The organism is Fusobacterium ulcerans ATCC 49185 (assembly GCF_900683735.1).
GTDB lineage: Bacteria > Fusobacteriota > Fusobacteriia > Fusobacteriales > Fusobacteriaceae > Fusobacterium_A > Fusobacterium_A ulcerans_A.
The window spans coordinates 3,342,674-3,363,083 of record NZ_LR215979.1; the positions used below are offsets into that span (position 1 = coordinate 3,342,674).

The 20,410-nt window shown below is 34.2% G+C and carries 12 protein-coding genes and 2 rRNA genes; 11 read left to right on the plus strand and 3 right to left on the minus strand.

Annotated features, from left to right (window positions below):
* Positions 1–76: 76 nt before the first annotated feature.
* The gene (locus tag E0E45_RS14995; RefSeq protein WP_130891910.1) at positions 77–577 is read left to right on the plus strand and encodes a hypothetical protein; all 501 of its coding nucleotides are present in this window, start codon (positions 77–79) and stop codon (positions 575–577) included.
* A gap of 53 nt (positions 578–630) precedes the next feature.
* Complete coding sequence (locus tag E0E45_RS15000; RefSeq protein ID WP_130891911.1) at positions 631–2,226, plus strand: hypothetical protein; 1,596 nt, start codon at positions 631–633, stop codon at positions 2,224–2,226.
* 475 nt (positions 2,227–2,701) lie between these two features.
* Here the strand turns inward: E0E45_RS15000 and E0E45_RS15005 are convergent, their stop codons facing one another.
* The 3 genes from E0E45_RS15005 to E0E45_RS15015 form a co-directional block, all read right to left on the minus strand.
* The gene (locus tag E0E45_RS15005) at positions 2,702–3,397 is read right to left on the minus strand and encodes a FadR/GntR family transcriptional regulator (RefSeq protein WP_130891912.1); all 696 of its coding nucleotides are present in this window, start codon (positions 3,395–3,397) and stop codon (positions 2,702–2,704) included.
* A gap of 21 nt (positions 3,398–3,418) precedes the next feature.
* Positions 3,419–5,080 (minus strand): dihydroxy-acid dehydratase, encoded by a 1,662-nt coding sequence (gene ilvD, locus E0E45_RS15010; RefSeq protein WP_130891913.1) that lies wholly within the window; start codon positions 5,078–5,080, stop codon positions 3,419–3,421.
* Between the two features lie 62 nt (positions 5,081–5,142).
* A complete protein-coding gene (locus E0E45_RS15015; protein ID WP_197730062.1) occupies positions 5,143–6,381 on the minus strand; it encodes a GntP family permease in 1,239 nt (412 codons plus the stop codon).
* 1,287 nt (positions 6,382–7,668) lie between these two features.
* Between E0E45_RS15015 and E0E45_RS15020 the strand changes: the two genes are divergently transcribed.
* The 9 genes from E0E45_RS15020 to E0E45_RS15060 all read left to right on the plus strand — a co-directional run bounded on the left by E0E45_RS15020 (position 7,669) and on the right by E0E45_RS15060 (position 20,357).
* Positions 7,669–8,106: an S-layer homology domain-containing protein gene (locus tag E0E45_RS15020; protein ID WP_232044131.1), complete on the plus strand. Its 438-nt coding sequence runs from the start codon at positions 7,669–7,671 to the stop codon at positions 8,104–8,106.
* A gap of 28 nt (positions 8,107–8,134) precedes the next feature.
* Positions 8,135–9,487, plus strand: a complete 1,353-nt coding sequence (locus E0E45_RS15025) for a glucose-6-phosphate isomerase (protein ID WP_130891914.1) — start codon at positions 8,135–8,137, stop codon at positions 9,485–9,487.
* Positions 9,488–9,681: 194 nt separating this feature from the next.
* A complete protein-coding gene (locus E0E45_RS15030; protein ID WP_130891915.1) occupies positions 9,682–10,254 on the plus strand; it encodes a DNA-3-methyladenine glycosylase I in 573 nt (190 codons plus the stop codon).
* A 383-nt stretch (positions 10,255–10,637) separates the two neighbouring features.
* On the plus strand, positions 10,638–12,020 hold the full coding sequence (locus tag E0E45_RS15035; RefSeq protein ID WP_130891916.1) for an aminopeptidase: 1,383 nt from the start codon (positions 10,638–10,640) through the stop codon (positions 12,018–12,020).
* A gap of 9 nt (positions 12,021–12,029) precedes the next feature.
* Complete coding sequence (locus tag E0E45_RS15040) at positions 12,030–12,530, plus strand: GNAT family N-acetyltransferase (RefSeq protein ID WP_130891917.1); 501 nt, start codon at positions 12,030–12,032, stop codon at positions 12,528–12,530.
* 148 nt (positions 12,531–12,678) lie between these two features.
* The gene (locus E0E45_RS15045) at positions 12,679–14,052 is read left to right on the plus strand and encodes an alkaline phosphatase (RefSeq protein ID WP_130891918.1); all 1,374 of its coding nucleotides are present in this window, start codon (positions 12,679–12,681) and stop codon (positions 14,050–14,052) included.
* 18 nt (positions 14,053–14,070) lie between these two features.
* Positions 14,071–15,219, plus strand: a complete 1,149-nt coding sequence (locus tag E0E45_RS15050) for a YibE/F family protein (RefSeq protein WP_130891919.1) — start codon at positions 14,071–14,073, stop codon at positions 15,217–15,219.
* A 546-nt stretch (positions 15,220–15,765) separates the two neighbouring features.
* Positions 15,766–17,273, plus strand: a 16S ribosomal RNA gene (locus E0E45_RS15055).
* Positions 17,274–17,446: 173 nt separating this feature from the next.
* Positions 17,447–20,357: ribosomal RNA gene (locus E0E45_RS15060) — 23S ribosomal RNA — on the plus strand.
* Together the 16S and 23S rRNA genes form the textbook arrangement of a ribosomal RNA operon.
* Positions 20,358–20,410 lie beyond the last annotated feature (53 nt).

Below are 20,410 nucleotides of genomic sequence, written 5' to 3' on the forward strand. Positions count from 1 at the left end.
CTATATCTATATAGAAAAAATAAATTAAAATGAGGATAAAACAATAGAGAATACAATCAATACTTATGGAGGAAAGATGGACAATATAAGAAAATATTTAAAGGCAGATTTAGAAGAGAGAATTGATATACTTTGGGAAGATGAAGGAATTTTGTGGATAGACTGGCGTGAATATGATGAAGAGATAATAAAATACTGTGAAAAATTTCTTCAGACTGGAGATTTAGATGGAGAGGCAAGAGAAGCAGAAAATGATAAGGGATTTGATATAGTTATAAAATTCAAAGGAAAGGAATATATTATAGAATATAAAGGAGAAGGAGCAGACAGAGATAGTACTATCAAGGCATTGAATAAGGTATTAAGTCCTGATTATGAGATTCGTTTCTGGATGGATTCAATAGGGAGTGACACTTTGGGATTTTTTCCTAAGGAGTCAAAATACTGGAAAGAATTAGAAAAAGAATTTGGAATAGAAAAAGTGAGAAAATATTTTTCTGTAATAGATGAAAACAGCAGAATGTTTGATATGAGCATAGATGAAGTTTTTAAATTGATGGAAGAATTGAAAAAATAGTATATAATAGAAATATAAAAAATCATTACAGATGCAGTTTAGGAGGACAAAAGATGAGAGATATAGATTATGCCTTTTTTAGTCAAATGAGTTATTTAAACTGGGAAAATCTAAGCAAAAGAAGCATAGAAGAGGCTGGATCTGATGATTTAGTGACAAATATATTGGATAAAAAAGAACTATGGAATATATTGAGTCCAAGTGTAAATTTAAAGAGAAAAGAATTAAGTGAGTATCCAGGAAATGATAAGAGAGTTTTTATGAGATATAGTCTTGAAAAATCTAAAAAACCTGTTTTCAATTTTTCTGGGTGGAAATTTCTTTTTGGTACAGGATACAGTGATATATATAGATTGTATCTAAAGAAAACAGAAAAAATTCCTAATAACAGATATAAAGGAAGTTTTAGAGGGGTAGTTTTCAAAAAAAAGAATAAAATAGTTATTGCATTTAATGGGGGAGAAAAGTTAATCGACGTAAAAAAGAACGAAATTACACTTGATGATATGAAAATCTATGAGAGAAACTGTGCTCATCTAATAGCAGGATATTGGCTCTATAAATATGTACAGGAAAACTATTTTGAAGAGGGAGATGAAATACATCTTACAGGAAATAAATATGGGGGTTTTATTGCACAATATGTGTATATGGCCACTGGAGGAAAGGACAAAACTGTATTATGGAATCCTATTGGTTCTGGAATAAATTCAGAAATAAAAGATGAAAAAAGACCCCCAAGAGAACTTCATGATTTAAAAAATATCTGGGGACATCCTGAATTTACCAAAGAAGTAATAGAAAGAATCTATTCAAAATTTATCTTGGAAGATGGCTGGATATCCCCTGCAATCTTAGAAGAAAATGCAAAAGATAAGATTTGTCAGGCATTTGAAGAAGCTGAAGAAGAAAAAGAAATAAAAAAAATTGCAGCAAGAAAAATAGAAAATAAAGAAGACCTTACTGAGCATGTAGAAGTTCTGTATTATATACTTCTGACAAATTATTTGTATAATGATGACTATGAAAGAAAAAGAAAGCAAAGTCTTATACAGACATATTTAATTGAAGATGAATGGGCAGTTCATGCTATAAATAGAATCGGAGCTGTAATAGATATATCTACAGGAATTAGGGCGGAGAGAAGGAGGGTAAAAAGAAAAAAAGCACCTCCATATGAATTGCCTTTTCTTACTGAAGAGCTTAATGATGTGATTATATTTATGAATAATTATGGAAATCTGGAATATGGAGTAATGAGAGAAGAATTTGTAAAAAATAGTATAAAAAGTGTAATCATGGCTAAAATGAAAATATTGATGAATGACAATATCATTGTAAAAAATGGAATAAAGCTAGAAATAAAAAGAGAAACTCTTGAATATTTTGATATTAAATATTATTCAGCTGGAGTGCTTACTCCAGGAAGAAAATTTGGATTGGAGAGGAAACTAAATCCTGATTTATTTAAGTATATGAAAGTCATGAGGGATAATATTCTGAATTTAAAAGAGCCATATAAAATAGTTCCATGTGATGAGAGCGAACCTGATTACAAAGAGTATATAGAGCTTGGAGAATATTCAAATCTGAAATCTTTAGGGAATATTAAGTGCAGTCAGCCACTTAAAATATACATAACAGAATAAAAATTATTATTGAGCATATACATATATTTTAATAAAGATCTATAATAATTCTGGTAAAAGAAATAGATTTAGGGATAATGAATAAAGTACGATGAAAATCGTACTTTTATAGTTGAGAAAAATACAAAAGAATAAAGTAAAAATTAAGATAAATATTATGAAAAAAGAAATCTCTAATAGAACCTTTAAGTAAAGAAAGAGTCATATAGATATAAGGTACATTGAAAATACATATTTTTGCTAGATTTTATCAAAGGGAAAATTAGAGAACTTAGAACAAAAAACTACAAATAAAGATTTTTTTATAAACTTAAAAGGATAAATTAACTGTAGAATCAAATTTTCTGATAATATGATTTTTGGCTATTAAAGAATCAAGAGAAATATTTTAACATACTTTCAAAGATAGAAAAAGACTGTAGATAGGTTTAATCATCTACAGCCTAAAGCATGATAAATTATTGTGCTTTTGTAATTATTTCATAAGGATATCTCCAATATAAGTAATATGCTCTAAGATATATTTTTTGCATTTTTTTATATTATGTTCTTCTAATGCTTTTATAATATTAAAATGTTGTGCAATTTGAGCTTTTTTTAATTTTTGGTTTTCTGATAACAGAATTTTTTTCCAATTATCATTTGATATGTATGTAATATATGTGACACTCATATTATATACAAAAGAAATTAATTCATTATCAATGGAATTTACATAAATAGAATGGATTAATATATCATTTTTACTTGCTTCCATATAATCATTTGTATTTTTGATATTCTCAATTGCTGCATACATTTTTTGAATATCTTCTGGTGTTATTTGATGTATAACTTTTTCTACTATTCCTATTTCGATAATTCTTCTAAAATCTAATGTCTGCAGAGGATCTCCTTCCAATAAAAAGGCTAATAGACATAAAGGAGAATTTAAAACACTATTATCTACCTGTTTTAAATAAGTTCCCCTTCCATGAATGCATTCAAGTATCCCCATACATTCTAAAGCTGTATACACTTCATGTACCATTGAGCGATTTATTCCAAGTTTTTTAGCAATAAAATTCTCTGAATACAATTTTTGTGTTGCTTTAAATTTTCCTTCCTTAATTAGATTAATTAAAAATTTCATAACATCTTTTCTAGTTAAATTTTCCTTATTGTCATCCATACAAATTAACCATCCTATTAATTATTCTACAACAGCTCCCTTATTCGCAGATGATACCATTTTTGAATATCTTACTAAATAACCTTTTTTTACTTTTGGGTCAGGTTTTATCCATTTTTCCATTCTTTCTTTTATTATATCATCCTTAACATCTAGATTTATACTTCTATTTTTGATATCTATAGAAATAATATCCCCATTTTCAATAATAGAGAAAACTCCTCCTTCCATAGCTTCTGGAGAAATATGTCCTATTGCAGCTCCTCTTGTAGCTCCTGAAAATCTTCCATCTGTGATTAAAGCTACATCTTTATCCAAATGCATTCCCACAATTGCTGATGTAGGGCTAAGCATTTCCCTCATTCCAGGACCACCCTTAGGGCCTTCATATTTTATTACAACAATGTCACCTTTTATTACGTCACCATTAAAAATGCTTTCAGCAGCTTCTTCCATACTTGTATAAACTTTGGCAGGTCCTGAATGTACCATCATTTCATTACAAACAGCAGCAGCTTTGACAACACATCCATCAGGGGCTATATTTCCTTTTAAGATTGCTATACCACCTTCAATATTATATGGATTATTAATATTTCTTATGATTTCATAATCTTTAACTACAACTGCTTTTATATTTTCTCCCAGAGTATTTCCATTTACATTAAGTGTATTACAGTTTAATAAATTTTTCTTATTTAATTCACTCATTACTGCAGGAATACCTCCAGCAATATAAAAATCAAACATAAAATTTTCTCCAGATGGGCTTATATGACATAAGTTTGGAATTTTTTTAGATATTTCATCAAATAGTTCCAAATTAATTTCAATATCAGCTTCGTGAGCAATTGCAGGTAAATGTAGGGTAGTATTAGTTGAACCAGCAATTGCCATATCAACAGTTATAGCATTGTAAAAAGACTCCTTGTTGATAATATCTCTAGGTTTTATATCTTCTTTCACAAGCTCAATGACTCTTTCTCCACTAAGTTTAGCTAATGCTATTCTTTCTCCATAGTATGAGGGAATAGTTCCATTTCCTGGTAATGCAAGACCTAATACTTCAGATAAACAATTCATACTGTTAGCTGTAAACATTCCTGCACATGAACCACATGAAGGACAAGCAGAATGTGCATATTCTTCCATTTCACTTTCATCCATTTCTCCTAGTTTATATGCTGCAATTTTTTCTATGCATGTACTGTAATCAGCTGGTTTTCCTCTATAATGACCTGTTGCCATTGGACCTCCGCTGACTAAAATAGCAGGAATATTAAGTCTTAGGGCAGCCATCATCATAGCAGGAACTATTTTATCACAATTTGCTATTAATACAAGTCCATCTAATCCATGTGCCAGCGTCATAGCTTCAATACTGTCTGCTATCAGCTCTCTTGATGCTAATGGGTATCTCATCCCTTCATGACTCATTGCTATTCCATCACATATTGCTATTGCAGGGAATTCAACAGGAATACCTCCTGCTGATGCAACTCCAAGTTTAACTGCTTCTGCTATTGTTCTTAAATGAAAATGTCCAGGAACTATTTCATTAAATGAATTAACCACTCCAATTAAGGGTTTTTTTCCAATTTCTTTTTCTAATTTTCCTGTTGCATACAGTAGGGCTCTTGCTTCTATTCTGCTAGGCCCTGCATAAACTTTTTGACTACGCATGATTACCTCTCCTCCTTATAAGAAAAAACTTAGAATAAATACTATAACACAGCCTGTTATGCTCATAACACAAGTAGTAGTAGTCCAACTTTTACATCCATTCCAGAAAACTTTGTAACAACCCAGAAATAACTGTCATTTATAATTGAGGCACATTGTGCTCCAACACATATTGCCAATGTTGTAATTAATGGTGAAATTCCTAATCCTGAAATCATAGGAGCTAATATTGATGCTGTTGTTATCATAGATACTGTTCCACTTCCTTGTGATAATTTAAGGAGTGATGACATTATCATAGGCAGAAGTATAGGTGGAAAACTTGATGAAGCAATTATATTTGCCACATAATCTCCTATTCCAGAAGTTCTCAGCACTGAACCTAAGGCTCCTCCTGCTCCAGTTATGCAGATAATTAATCCAGCGTCTGCTAGAGAAGTTTCTAGGGTTTTAATAACTTCACTTCTTGAAACTCTTGCAGTTAATCCATAAATAGCAATAAGAGTACCAATTAAAATTGCAGTTATAGGATTACCAACAAGAGAGATTATAGAATTATTAATTCCCTTTGCTGCACTTACTGTATTAATAAGAATTAATACAACAGGAACAAGTATTGGTAAAAAAGACATAAGTCCACTGGGAAGATTTTCATCTGTAAATTTTACTTCACTTGTTGATTCAGGAATTATATCTGGAATTTTGTTTGATATATATTTAGAGTAAATAAGAGGAATAGGCATCATCAATATTGAAACTGTAGTTCCCCATATAATCAATTGCCCAACATCAACTCCTAAAATAGCAGCAACACCAAGTGGTCCAGGTGTAGGAGGAACTAAATGGTGTGTCAAATATAATCCAGCTCCCAGACAACAACCTAACTTAACCATAGATTTTTTTGTATTACGAGAAAATTCTTTTGCCAGCTCTGATAATATAACAAAACCAGAATCACAGAATACAGGGATGGAAATTAACCAACCAGATAATAATAGAACTATTTCTGTTCTCTGGATACCTACCAATTTTAAAATTACAGAAGCCATTTTTTTAGCCCCACCTGTAACTTCAAGTATTTTTCCCATCATAACACCAAGACCAATTACTATTCCTATACTTGATAATGTTCCACCAAATCCTGATGATATAGAAGCCATTATTTCATTAGTTGACATACCTGCAAGTAATCCTATAAATATAGCACTTATAAGTAATGCTGGAAATGCTTGGACTTTAGTTTTAAGTATAAAAAATATAACAAGGGCCAATCCTAATAGTAATGCTATTACCAACTGCATATTTTACCTCCTTTGTATAGTTACATAATTAATTTTTGTTAATTATATTTTTATAAAACTTTTCTCTACATCGTTTCTTTGTTTTTATTGGATTAATATAGAAAAATTATAAATTTAAATTTTTAAGTATTTGGAAATATAATTGATTTTGGAAGAATATTTCAAGTAGGATTAAAAATATATTGGCAAAAGAAATTTGTAAATTTATAGATATACAAACTAAATTATTCAAGAAAGGATACTTTTTAGTTAAAAAGAATAATCTAATTTTTAGCCATAGCAGAAAAATAAGTATTAAATTTGTGTAAATATTATTAAAAGCTAAAAAAATTAAATTTTTTTAATTTCAAATAATAATTTTCCTTTTCATATATGTAAAGTATACTATTTGAAAAATCAAACTTCAATCTTGTCAACAACTTTATTATTGATTTGACTGTATTATTATGATGTTTTATTTTCTTATAACAGTGTATTTTTCGTTTAATGGACATAGTTGTAGATGAGTGTTGATATTAACTCTGATTAAAAAACTTGAGAGAAGATTAAAAAAATAATGAAAGAATTGAATAAAAAACTGGAAATAATGTAAATTAGATTAAATAAGAAAGGGGATGACAAAAAGAGGAAATACAAAAAAGTAAAAATTTATAAGCATAAAAATATCATTTTTATAAAGCAAAGAAAGAAGTAGATAGCTGTTCCCATACAAAAAAATGTAAAAATAAAGAAAATAATTAAGGTTAATATAAGCCCTTTCATTAAAATACCTCCATGTCTTAATGTTAAAAAATATTTGAAAATTTTTTAAATATTTCTAATTAGTGAAAAGGAGCCTCTGGGGAAGAAGCTCCTTTTCTATATATAAAACATCTTGGGGAAAGATTATATTATAGTTTTACTATATTAATTTTATTTTCCTTTTTTAATTTATATATTTATTTTTTCTTACTTTTATGATATTACAAAGTTTGGAGTACAAACAGCTTCATCAAACATCAAAGATATGTATTATCAATTCCAATGATATAACCTTTCTACAGTAATTAACCACATTCAGATAACTCTAACTATAACAAAAAATCTATGTTTGATAAAAATATACTTGGAATAAACTAATATTATTTTTATTTATATCAATTAAATCTTAATTTTTTGCTTTGATTTTCGTTGTAAGCATAGGGGCATTGTGATATACTGAAAGTAGAGTATCACTATTTAAAATAATTATTAAATAAGAGGATTATTCAGAAATTATACAGGAAGAGGTGAGGGAAAATTAAGATTTTGAAAAAAATATTAATAGTTAACTTTATGATTTTCAACATAGGATTTGCTGCTTTGAGTTATGAAGATCTTAACAAAGAGCATTGGGCTTATTCCTCAATAGAAAATCTTGTAAAAAAAGGAATAATAAAAGAGAATTCATATAAATTCAATGGTGAAGACTCTGTATCCAGATACGAATTTGCTTATGATCTTTCAAAAGTACTGGATAAGGTAGACCTTGAAAAAGCTAATAAAGAGGATTTAAATATACTTGAAGCCTTAATTCTTGAATTTTCAAAAGAATTAAATAAGATAGGATTTGATACAGAAACATATAATTCTAAAATAGATAATATAAATGAAACTGTAGAATTATTGAAAAAAAGAGTAAATGAAAATGAAATAGTAATAGATCAACTTAAAAAAAGGATTGAAAAACTAGAAAACAAGAAATAGATAAGGTAATAAACAGGGAGGAAACAAAATGGAAAAACTGTCATTGGATTATTCAAAAGCATTGGGATTTTTTAATGAAGCTGAGCTATCTATGATGAAAGAACAGGTGGCTGTAGCTGAGAAATTTCTAATTGAAAAAACAGGAGCAGGGAATGACTATCTAGGGTGGATAGAGCTTCCTACTAACTATGATAAAGAGGAATTTCAAAGAATAAAAGCAGCAGCAGAGAAAATAAAAAAAGATTCTGATGTATTGCTTGTAGTGGGGATAGGAGGATCATATTTAGGAGCAAGAGCTGCTATTGATTTTCTTTCTCACACTTTCTATAACAGCCTTTCAAAAGAAAAGAGAAATGCACCTGAAATATACTATGTAGGAAATAATATTTCTGGAACATATCTTTCACATCTTTTAGATTTATTAGATGGAAAAGATTTCTCTATTAATGTTATATCTAAATCAGGAACTACTACAGAGCCTGCAATAGCTTTCAGAGTATTGAAAAAACATATTGAAGAAAAATATGGAAAAGCAGGAGCAAAGGATAGAATATATGCTACTACTGACAAAGCTAAGGGAGCATTAAAAAAACTTGCTGATGAGGAAGGGTATGAAACTTTTGTTATCCCTGATGATGTAGGAGGAAGATTCTCAGTGCTTACACCTGTAGGACTTCTGCCAATTGCATGCAGTGGAGTAAATATTGATGAACTAATGGAAGGGGCAAGAGCAGCTCAGGTAGCATATACAGCACCATATGAAGAAAATGATTGCTATAAATATGCTGCTATCAGAAATATTCTTAACAGAAAAGGAAAGAATATTGAAATGCTAATCAATTATGAACCAAGATTACATTATCTTGGAGAATGGTGGAAACAATTATTTGGAGAATCAGAAGGTAAAGATGGAAAAGGGCTTTTCCCAGCAGCAGCAGATTTCAGTACTGATCTTCATTCAATGGGACAATATATACAAGATGGAAGAAGAGAACTATTTGAAACAGCTGTATTGATAGGAAAACCAGAAAAAGATATAATTATAGAAGAGGAAGCAGTAGATTTAGATGGACTTAATTATTTAAGTGGAAAAGGAATGGACTTTGTAAATAAGAAAGCATCACAAGGAACACTTTTAGCCCATGTAGATGGAGGGGTACCAAATCTAGTGGTAACTATACCAGAAGCTACTCCTTTTAATCTTGGATACCTGTTCTACTTCTTTGAAAAAGCATGTGGAATCAGTGGATATCTTCTAGGAGTAAATCCTTTCAATCAGCCAGGAGTAGAGTCTTACAAAGCTAATATGTTTGCTCTTCTTGGAAAAAAAGGTTATGAAAAAGAAGCTGAAATATTAAATAAAAGACTAGAAAATAAATAGTATAAAACCAGAGGATAGGAAATTTCTTATCCTCTTTTTTATGACTGATATAAAAAAATAATATTTTGGGAAGTATTTAGGTTTATGAATATGAAAATATTTTGCAAAGATATATTTCTGAATAAGTTCTTGCTAATGGCAATTGAATAAAGATATAATAAATTAAAAGCTAAAAGCATAGGAGGTATACTGTAATGAAAGAAATCAAAAGATGTGAATGGGCAAAAGAGGAACTGGATATAAAATACCATGATGAAGAGTGGGGAAAACCAGAATTTAATGATGAAAAACTTTTTGAGATATTTATTCTGGAAACTATGCAGGCAGGTTTGAGCTGGAGTACTATTTTGAGAAAAAGAGAAAACATGAGAAAAGCTTTTGACAAATTTGATTATAAAGTAATTGCTGAATATGATGATAAAAAGAAAAAATCTCTTTTGGAAGATGAAGGGATAATTCGTAACAGGCTCAAAATAGATGCACTTATTTCTAATGCTAAAGCTTTTATGAAAATACAGGAAGAATATGGAAGCTTCAGTAAATATATATGGAAATTTACTAATGATAAACCAATAGTAAATAAATGGGAAAATATTTCTGAAGTTCCAGCTAAGACTGAGATATCTGATAAAATGAGCAAGGAATTGAAGAAAAAAGGATTCAAATTTGCTGGTTCAACTATTTGTTATGCCTTTATGCAAGCCACTGGAATGGTAAATGATCATATGGTATGGTGTGAAGAATATAAGAGGTCTAAAGTTAAATAGAATAATGACATATTAAACAGGATAAAAATTCATAAAACAAGTACTTGTCAAAATTTAAAAAGAGATATATAATAACCTTCTATGTCATATTAGAAATTAAAAAATTTATATAAATATTTAATCTGATACAGGAGGAAAAATGTACAACAAAACTAAAGAAGTTTTAGCAGCAGAACAAGTAATAAGTGAAGATATGCTGGAGCAGCTGACATTATGGGCAGATGCAGAGATGGCAAAATAGAATGAAAAAACATCAGAGAAAGTATAGAAAATTATAACTTTCTCTTTTTTATTTTCTATCCTCTCTTCTTTCTTATTTAGAAAAGCTTTAATATATGGTATACTGTGAGAGTGAGATAGCATCTAAAAAGGAGATGGTAATGATGAATTACAAAAAAGAAAATGGATGGAATTGTATTGACAGCAGAGAAGCAGTATTTGATTTCTCTGAAGGATATAAAAAATTTCTGGATGGGGCAAAAACTGAAAGAGAATTTGTAACTGAAGGGATAAAACTTGCTGAAAAAAATGGATTTGTAAATGCTGAGAAAAAAGATAAGCTGACAGTTGGAGATAAAATATACTATGTAAATAGAGGAAAAAATCTTGTTCTTGCTGTTATAGGTAAAGAAGATATAGAAAATGGAATAAATTATGTAGTATCTCATGTAGATTCTCCAAGGCTGGACTTAAAGGGAAATCCTCTATATGAAGACCTTGATCTTGCATATATGAAAACTCACTACTATGGAGGAATAAAGAAATATCAATGGGCTTCTCTTCCGTTAGCTTTACATGGAGTAGTAGTATTAGCTTCAGGAGAAAAAGTTGAAATAATTATTGGAGAAAAGGATGATGATCCTGTATTTACAATTCCAGATATATTACCTCATCTTTCTGCTAAAATACAGGGAGATAGAAAAACTGGGGAGGTAATAAAAGGGGAGGAACTTCAAATAATAGTTGGAAGTATTCCATCTTCTATAGAAGATAAAGATGTAAAAGAAAAAATAAAATATACAGTTCTTGAAATATTAAACAGAGATTATGGAATGATAGAAGAAGACTTTATTTCTGCTGAATTGGAATTAGTTCCAGCTGGAAGATGCAGAGATTTAGGATTTGACAGATCGATGATAGGCGGATACGGACAGGATGACAGAATATGTGGTTATACTTCTATGATGGCTATAATAGATCTTAAAGAAATTCCAGAAAGAACAGCAGTATGTTTTCTAGCTGATAAAGAGGAAATAGGTTCTACAGGTAGTACAGGACTTAAATCAGACTACATCAACTATATCACAGGAGATATGGTGCATAAACTAAAAGGAAACTTTAATGAAATGATGCTTAGAAAAACATTATGGAACTCTAATGCAATGTCATCAGATGTAAATGCAGGGATAGACCCTATATTCAGAGGGGTACATGATGCACAGAATGCTGCTAAAATAGGGTATGGAGTAGTAGTTACAAAATATACTGGAGCAAGAGGAAAGAGCGGAACTAATGACGCTGATGCAGAGTATGTAGGAAAGATAAGAAAAATGCTTAATGATGCTAAAGTTAACTGGCAGATAGGAGAACTTGGAAAGGTTGATGAAGGTGGAGGAGGAACAGTTGCTATGTACCTTGCTCATCTAGGTATAAATACTATTGATATAGGTCCAGCTTTGCTAGCTATGCACTCGCCTTTTGAAGTTTCATCTAAGTTAGATGTATATGAAACTTACAGAGCTTATAAAGTATTTTATAGAAATTAAGGTGATAAAGTGGAATATGGAGAAGTAAGTTTTAGAAAAGGTGTAAAAACTGATGTGGAAGCTGTTGTAGAACTCTTGAAAGAAAGATGCAGATGGATGGACAGAAAAGGTATACAGCAGTGGAATAATGAAGGATATTTAAGTTTCTATAATCATAATTATTTTTCAAGCAAAGCAGATAATGGAGAATTGTATGTAGCAGAAATAGGAGAAAAGATAGTTGGAATGTTTGTTCTTTTAGAGAATGACAAGAGATGGGATGATGATATTTCAGCTTACTATCTTCATAATTTTACTACTGATCCAGAGATAAGAGGACTTGGAGAAATAATACTCAAGTATTGTGAGAAAAAAGCTGTTCAAGATGGAAAAGAAAGATTCCGTTTAGATTGTGGTGTGAAAAGCAAAGAATTAAATGATTACTATGAAAGCAGAGGGTTTGTTTTTGTGGGAATATGTGATGAAAGTCCTTATTATATAGGGAATAAAAGAGAGAAAAAATTAAGTTGAAATAATTTTTAAATATAAAGTGTGGGTGGCTAATTAGTCACCTACTTTTTTTATTTACATTTATTTTACAAAAAAGAAAAACTCCTTTAACATTCTGAGGGTAGAATACCTTTGAAAACAAGAATAAAATATCAAGGAGGAAATGACAATGAACAGGAAAAAAATGGTTTTGGCAGGTATGCTTCTTATGGCAGCTACAAGTTTTGCACAGGCAAAATATATATTCTATTTTATAGGTGACGGTATGGGAGCCGCTCAAAGACAGATTACAGAAGAGTACAAAAAAGGGGTAATGAAAGAAGATGGAAAACTTCTTATGAATTCACTTCCATTTTCAGCAATAACTACTACATATTCAGCAGATACTCTTATCACAGACTCAGCAGCAGCAGGAACAGCACTAGCTACAGGGCATAAAACAAACAATGGATATATAGCAAAAGATACAAAGGGAAATAATTTAAAGACTCTGCTTGAAATGGCTCAGGAAGATGGAAGAGCAACAGGGTTAGTAACAACAACAAGAATCACTCATGCTACACCAGCAGTATTTGCTTCTCATAACATAGATAGAGATGATGAAAATGGAATAGCATCAGATTATGTAAAAAGCAATGTTGATTACTTCGCAGGAGGAGGGTACAGACACTTCACTCCTAAAGATGGAGAACTTGCAAGTAAAAGAAAAGATGACAGAAATCTTGTAAAAGAATTTCAGGATAAAGGATACAAAACATTTGTAGGACAGAAGTCAGCACAGGATTTTAAGAAGTGGGCTCCTAAAGATGGAGAAAAAATATTTGCAGCCTTTGAAGCTTCTCATATGCCTTATGAGATAGACAGAAAATCTGATAGTCCAAGTCTTAGTGCAATGACTGAGAAAGGAATTGAACTATTGAAAAAAGATAAAGATGGTTTCTTTATGATGGTAGAGGGTGGAAGAATCGACCATGCTTCACATGCTAATGATGTTATGGGAACTATTTATGATACTATAGCTTTTGATGATGCCCTTAAAACAGCTTACAAATTCTATAAAGAAAATCCAAATGATACTTTGATAGTGGTAGCTGCAGACCATGAAACAGGAGGTATGGGACTTGGATTTGGAGCAAACTATTTCTTAAAACTTGATGAGCTTAAAAATGTAAAAGTTTCTGTTGAAGATGTTCTGCAGAAAGCTTACACAGGGGATAGAGATAAATTCTTTGAATATATTGGACAGAATATGGGATTATCAAAACTTACACCAGAAGAAAAAGATAAAATAGTGAAAGCTATGGATTTTCAGGATAAAAACAAGAATGCAAGCGAAATGTATGGAGGATACAGTCCAGTGGCTATTGCAGTAACTCATATAGTTTCTGAAAGATCAGGAATGCAGTGGACATCTTATGCACATACAGCTGTACAAGTACCTTTAGCAGCAGTAGGAAAAGATTCTCAAAACTTTATTGGATTTAAAGATAATACAGAAGTAGCAAAGCTTATCGGGCAAAGTATGGGAAAAGAGATAAAATAACCTCAGGGGGATAAAAAGGTGAAGAAAATAGGAATAGCAGTTGTAGTGACATTCCTTGCCCTTCTAGTTTTCAGTGGAAAGCTGGAGGGGTATTTCTTTAAAAAAGAAAATATAGGAAAAGTTCTTACAGTTGATAATAGTGATGCAATAGTTCAGGGGATATCTAAAGTAGGATGTCAGCATCTTACTGTAGAAGTTCTCACAGGAAAATTTAAGGGGAAAATATTAGAGATAAATAATCTTTTGAGTGGAAGCATGGAATATGATGAGTTTTATGCAGAAAAAGATAAAGTTCTTATGGCAGTCATGGAAAATAATGGGAAAATAGATGGAAAGGTATTATCTCTTTTGAGAGTAGAGAAAATAGCTGTATTAGCTTTTATATTTGTTGCCCTTCTTATTATCTATGCAGGAAAAGTAGGATTTAAATCTCTTCTTTCCTTTGCAGGAAGCATTGTGATAATCTGGGAATATCTTATACCAGCTTTGAGAAAAGGAGAAAATGTATTTGCTGTAACAGTATCTGCTCTTGTTCTTTTGTCAGCTTTAATAATATTTTTAGTAGCAGGATTTACTAAAAAAGGATTTAGTGCTTTTCTTGGAACTATGTCAGGACTTTTTGTCACTGCTGCTCTCACATTTCTTTTTGGAGATACATTCAGAATAGATGGAATGAATCAGCCTCTTGCTCAAAGTGTTGTATTTTCAAGTTTTATGAGTATAAATATTCTTGATATTTTCTATGCAGCAATAGTAATAGGAGCAAGTGGAGCAGCTATGGATATAGCCATGGATATGACAGCAACTATTGAGGAATTGAAACTTCACAATCCAGATATTTCTAGAAAAGCTTTGATAAAATCAGGATTTAATGTTGGAAGGTCAGTTATAGGAACTATGACAACTACTCTTTTACTTGCGTATTCAGGAGGATTTCTTACTTTGATGATGTTGTTTATGGAAAGAAATACAACTATACTTCAGATATTAAATATGAAGATGGTAACTTCAGAAATTATTAAAATAATAATAGGAAGTATAGGGTTGGTAGTAGTTGCACCTATTACTACTTATATAGCTTCATTCATTTACTCTATGAAAGAAAAAAGCAGAGAAAAGAGAACTTTCAGTATAGCAATGTTTTATAAAAAACAGCAGGAACTTTAATTTCTATTTATATTTAAAAGAATTTTATAAATTTTTATATTTAAATTAATTAAAGATATCATATAGGGTAACTAATGAATAAAAAAATTTCTTAAAGATTATATTATTTCTAATTTTTAATCTGAATTGATGACAGCAGATAAAATTACTGACTGCTTAATCACAGGAAATTTAATTTTATTTTTTAGTTGCTTTTTTTATAATTTTTTATAAAAATTTTTAAAATATTTTTTAGATAATTTTTTAATATTTAAGATAAAAACAAAATAAAAATAAATATTTTTTAAACTCTATTCTATAGAGAGCCCAATAAAATAAAGGGTTCTTTAAAAGAATAAAAAATATTTGAAAATAATTGAAAAAAAGTTGTTGACGGAAAGTATTATTTATGATATTATAATCAATGTGCCGCAGGAAAGCGGAACAAAAGAAGAAATAAATCAAATAAAGAAAATAAGGACATTAACAACAGAATAGAGAGAGATGAAAAAATCAACAAACAATAAATAGGTGTAAACAATCAGTTAAAAAACTGAGTAAATAGATTGAACGAAGAGTTTGATCCTGGCTCAGGATGAACGCTGACAGAATGCTTAACACATGCAAGTCTACTTGATCCTTCGGGTGAAGGTGGCGGACGGGTGAGTAACGCGTAAAGAACTTGCCTTACAGACTGGGACAACATTTGGAAACGAATGCTAATACCGGATATTATGATTGGGTCGCATGATCTGATTATGAAAGCTATATGCGCTGTGAGAGAGCTTTGCGTCCCATTAGTTAGTTGGTGAGGTAACGGCTCACCAAGACGATGATGGGTAGCCGGCCTGAGAGGGTGAACGGCCACAAGGGGACTGAGACACGGCCCTTACTCCTACGGGAGGCAGCAGTGGGGAATATTGGACAATGGACCAAAAGTCTGATCCAGCAATTCTGTGTGCACGAAGAAGTTTTTCGGAATGTAAAGTGCTTTCAGTTGGGAAGAAGTCAGTGACGGTACCAACAGAAGAAGCGACGGCTAAATACGTGCCAGCAGCCGCGGTAATACGTATGTCGCAAGCGTTATCCGGATTTATTGGGCGTAAAGCGCGTCTAGGCGGCTTAGTAAGTCTGATGTGAAAATGCGGGGCTCAACCCCGTATTGCGTTGGAAACTGCTAAACTAGAGTACTGGAGAGGTAGGCGGAACTACAAGTGTAGAGGTGAAATTCGTAGATATTTGTAGGAATGCCGATGGGGAAGCCAGCCTACTGGACAGATACTGACGCTAAAGCGCGAAAGCGTGGGTAGCAAACAGGATTAGATACCCTGGTAGTCCACGCCGTAAACGATGATTACTAGGTGTTGGGGGTCGAACCTCAGCGCCCAAGCTAACGCGATAAGTAATCCGCCTGGGGAGTACGTACGCAAGTATGAAACTCAAAGGAATTGACGGGGACCCGCACAAGCGGTGGAGCATGTGGTTTAATTCGACGCAACGCGAGGAACCTTACCAGCGTTTGACATCCCAAGAAGTTAACAGAGATGTTTTCGTGCCTCTTCGGAGGAACTTGGTGACAGGTGGTGCATGGCTGTCGTCAGCTCGTGTCGTGAGATGTTGGGTTAAGTCCCGCAACGAGCGCAACCCCTTTCGTATGTTACCATCATTAAGTTGGGGACTCATGCGAGACTGCCTGCGATGAGCAGGAGGAAGGTGGGGATGACGTCAAGTCATCATGCCCCTTATACGCTGGGCTACACACGTGCTACAATGGGTAGTACAGAGAGCTGCAAACCTGCGAGGGTAAGCTAATCTCATAAAACTATTCTTAGTTCGGATTGTACTCTGCAACTCGAGTACATGAAGTTGGAATCGCTAGTAATCGCAAATCAGCTATGTTGCGGTGAATACGTTCTCGGGTCTTGTACACACCGCCCGTCACACCACGAGAGTTGGTTGCACCTGAAGTAACAGGCCTAACCGTAAGGAGGGATGTTCCGAGGGTGTGATTAGCGATTGGGGTGAAGTCGTAACAAGGTATCCGTACGGGAACGTGCGGATGGATCACCTCCTTTCTAAGGAGATCATTTCTCTTTCTCTATTCTATTGATAATGTTCTTGCAGCGTATTAAGCGCTGGATAACTTATCAAATGGACATTGGAAACTATATAGTAGATAAAATACAATTTTAACTCTTGTTTATATAAACAGAGTTAGCTGTCAATCAAATTAAACAAAAACAAAATAGGTTAAAATAATTAAGGGCACACAGGGAATGCCTAGGTAGTAAGAGCCGATGAAGGACGTGGTAAGCTGCGATAAGCTTGGGTTAGCTGCAAACGAGCGCCAACCCCAAGATTTCCGAATGGAGCAATCTGCTAAGATGGAGTCTTAGCACGAAAGAGGGTACCGAGTGAACTGAAACATCTAAGTAACTCGAGGAAAAGAAAGTAAAAACGATTCCCCAAGTAGCGGCGAGCGAACGGGGATGAGCCTAAACCATATAAGTGTCAAGGATACAGCCGTTGCTTATATGGGGTTGTGGGAAGAACGTTTGAAGAACTGTAAGATATTCAACATATCTAATGACCGAACTGGAACTAGTTGGAAAGCTAGATCGTAGAAGGTGATAATCCTGTACAGGTAAACTCATTAGAATGTATGTTCTCTCCCAAGTAACATGGAACACGAGGAATTCTGTGTGAATCTGCGAGGACCATATCTCGTAAGGCTAAATACTCTTACTAACCGATAGCGTATAGTACCGTGAGGGAAAGGTGAAAAGAACCCCGGGAGGGGAGTGAAATAGAACCTGAAACTGTGTGCTTACAAGCGGTCAGAGCTCTTCGGAGTGATGGCGTGCCTTTTGGAGAATGATCCTGCGAGTTACGTTCAGTGGCGAGGTTAAGTATAACGGAGCCGAAGGGAAACCGAGTCTGAATAGGGCGACATAGTCGCTGGGCGTAGACGCGAAACCTGGTGATCTAAGCCTGTCCAGGGTGAAGCTGTGGTAAGACACAGTGGAGGCCCGAACTCACCGCCGTTGAAAAGTTGGGAGATGAGGTAGGTTTAGGGGTGAAAAGCCAATCGAACTAGGAGATAGCTCGTTCTCTCCGAAATGCATTTAGGTGCAGCCTTGAGTGTTTAATTATGGGGGTAGAGCACTGAATGAACTAGGGGGCATATTGCTTACTGAATTCAATCAAACTCCGAATACCATAATTCAAAGCTCAGGAGTGAGACTATGGGAATTAACTTCCATTGTCAAAAGGGAAACAACCCAGACCACCAGCTAAGGTCCCTAATTATAACTAAGTGGGAAAGGAGGTGGAGATTCACAAACAACCAGGAGGTTGGCTTAGAAGCAGCCATACCTTTAAAGAGTGCGTAATAGCTCACTGGTCGAGAGTCTCTGCGCCGACAATGTAACGGGGCTAAGTTATAAACCGAAGCTGTGGAATTGCGCAAGCAATTGGTAGGAGAGCGTTCTGTAGGCCGTTGAAGGAGAAGCGTAAGCAACTCTGGAGGTATCAGAAGTGAGAATGCAGGAATAAGTAGCGAGAAAGGGGGCGAGAATCCCCCTCGCCGGAAGACCAAGGTTTTCAGGGTAAAGCTTGTCTTCCCTGAGTAAGCCGGGACCTAAGCCGAGGCTAAAATGCGTAGGCGAATGGAAAACAGATTAATATTTCTGTGCCAGTTATATTTTGTGATGGAGGGACGCAGAAGGGTATGTGCGCGGGAGAACGGAAGTTCCCGTAAAAGCATGTAGAGTGGTCTAGTAGGAAAATCCGCTAGATTAGACTTGAGGTGTGATATATAGTCGTAAGATGAATGCACAAATCCCACGCTGCCGAGAAAAGCTTCTAACGTTAAGGTATAACTGCCCGTACCCGAAACCGACACAGGTGGTCAGGATGAGAAATCTAAGGCGGACAGGCTAACTCTCGTTAAGGAACTCTGCAAAATTGCCCCGTAACTTTGGGAGAAGGGGTGCCCCTGGATGTTAGTAATTACGCATTATGAAGCATTTGGGGGTCGCAGTGAAGAGGCTCAAGCAACTGTTTAACAAAAACACAGGTCTATGCTAAGCTGTAAGGCGATGTATATGGGCTGACACCTGCCCAGTGCCGGAAGGTTAAGAGGAGGAGTGAGAGCTCCGAATTGAAGCCCCGGTGAACGGCGGCCGTAACTATAACGGTCCTAAGGTAGCGAAATTCCTTGTCGGGTAAGTTCCGACCTGCACGAATGGTGTAATGATTTGAGCGCTGTCTTGACGGGAGGCCTGGTGAAATTGTACTACCGGTGAAGATACCGGTTACCTACAGTAGGACGGAAAGACCCCATGGAGCTTTACTGTAGCTTGGTATTGGGTTTTGGCATTGCATGTATAGGATAGTTGGGAAACTATGAAGATATGGCGCTAGCTGTATTGGAGTTGTCGGTGGAATACCAACCATTCAATGTCGAAATTCTAATCTGTGGTTTGCAGCCACGGAAACAGTGCTAGGTGGGCAGTTTGACTGGGGCGGTCGCCTCCGAAAGAGTAACGGAGGCGTTCAAAGGTTCTCTCAGGTTGGATGGAAATCAACCGCAGAGTGCAATGGCATAAGAGAGCTTAACTGCGAGACTGACGGGTCGAGCAGGTGCGAAAGCAGGACATAGTGATCCGGCGATTCCGAATGGAAGGGTCGTCGCTCAACGGATAAAAGCTACCCTGGGGATAACAGGCTGATTTTGCCCGAGAGTCCATATCGACGGCAAAGTTTGGCACCTCGATGTCGGCTCATCGCATCCTGGGGCTGGAGAAGGTCCCAAGGGTTGGGCTGTTCGCCCATTAAAGCGGTACGTGAGCTGGGTTCAGAACGTCGTGAGACAGTTCGGTCCCTATCCACTGTAGGCGTTAGAATATTGAGAAGATCTGTCCTTAGTACGAGAGGACCGGGATGGACAAACCTCTGATGTACCAGTTGTCACGCCAGTGGCACAGCTGGGTAGTCACGTTTGGAACGGATAACCGCTGAAAGCATCTAAGCGGGAAACCAGCTTCAAGATAAGTATTCTTTAAGACTCCTTCGAGACTAGAAGGTTGATAGGTTGGGGGTGTAAGAGCTGCGAGGCTTTTAGCTGACCAATACTAATAAGTCAAAGTTTTAACCTAAAGATTGAAAGCGCGAAAGCGTATGCTACTATATAGTTTCAAGTGTCTATTAG